At 57.2% G+C, this 1,739-nt stretch carries 1 rRNA gene; it reads right to left on the minus strand.

Features of this window, described 5'->3' with window-relative positions:
- Positions 1-1,739 (minus strand): 23S ribosomal RNA (locus ACZ62B_RS39050); the annotation flags it as partial.

The raw sequence follows: 1,739 nt of genomic DNA on the forward strand, positions 1-1,739 counted from the left end.
GAGGTGGGAGTCCTCATCTCGAAGCAGGCTTCCCGCTTAGATGCTTTCAGCGGTTATCCCTCCCGAACGTAGCCAACCAGCCATGCCCTTGGCAGAACAACTGGCACACCAGAGGTTCGTCCGTCCCGGTCCTCTCGTACTAGGGACAGCCCTTCTCAAGACTCCTACGCGCACAGCGGATAGGGACCGAACTGTCTCACGACGTTCTAAACCCAGCTCGCGTACCGCTTTAATGGGCGAACAGCCCAACCCTTGGGACCGACTCCAGCCCCAGGATGCGACGAGCCGACATCGAGGTGCCAAACCATCCCGTCGATATGGACTCTTGGGGAAGATCAGCCTGTTATCCCCGGGGTACCTTTTATCCGTTGAGCGACGGCGCTTCCACAAGCCACCGCCGGATCACTAGTCCCGACTTTCGTCCCTGCTCGACCCGTCGGTCTCACAGTCAAGCTCCCTTGTGCACTTACACTCAACACCTGATTGCCAACCAGGCTGAGGGAACCTTTGGGCGCCTCCGTTACTCTTTAGGAGGCAACCGCCCCAGTTAAACTACCCATCAGACACTGTCCCTGATCCGGATCACGGACCCAGGTTAGACATCCAGCACGACCAGACTGGTATTTCAACGACGACTCCCACCATACTGGCGTATGGCTTTCACAGTCTCCCAGCTATCCTACACAAGCCGAACCGAACACCAATATCAAACTGTAGTAAAGGTCCCGGGGTCTTTCCGTCCTGCTGCGCGAAACGAGCATCTTTACTCGTAGTGCAATTTCACCGGGCCTATGGTTGAGACAGTCGAGAAGTCGTTACGCCATTCGTGCAGGTCGGAACTTACCCGACAAGGAATTTCGCTACCTTAGGATGGTTATAGTTACCACCGCCGTTTACTGGCGCTTAAGTTCTCAGCTTCGCCACCCCGAAGAGTGACTAACCGGTCCCCTTAACGTTCCAGCACCGGGCAGGCGTCAGTCCGTATACATCGCCTTACGGCTTCGCACGGACCTGTGTTTTTAGTAAACAGTCGCTTCTCGCTGGTCTCTGCGGCCACCCCCAGCTCAGAGCGCGAAGCTCATCACCGGTTGTGGCCCCCCTTCTCCCGAAGTTACGGGGGCATTTTGCCGAGTTCCTTAACCATAGTTCACCCGAACGCCTCGGTATTCTCTACCTGACCACCTGAGTCGGTTTAGGGTACGGGCCGCCATGAAACTCGCTAGAGGCTTTTCTCGACAGCATAGGATCATCCACTTCACCACAATCGGCTCGGCATCAGGTCTCAGACTATGTGCCAGGCGGATTTGCCTACCTGACGTCCTACACCCTTACCCCGGGACAACCACCGCCCGGGATGGACTACCTTCCTGCGTCACCCCATCACTCACCTACTAACCGCTTGGGCCGGCGGCTCCACCACTCCGAGATTGTCCGAAGACGCACCCGGCGGTTTCACGGCCTTAGCATCACGATGCTCGATGTTTGACGCTTCACAGCGGGTACCGGAATATCAACCGGTTATCCATCGACTACGCCTGTCGGCCTCGCCTTAGGTCCCGACTTACCCTGGGCAGATCAGCTTGACCCAGGAACCCTTAGTCAATCGGCGCACACGTTTCTCACGTGTGAATCGCTACTCATGCCTGCATTCTCACTCGTGAACCGTCCACAACTGCCTTCCGGCGCTGCTTCACCCGGCACACGACGCTCCCCTACCCATCCACACAGGCGTTGGCCCT

The sequence above is a fragment of the Streptomyces sp. NPDC053426 genome (assembly GCF_055585405.1).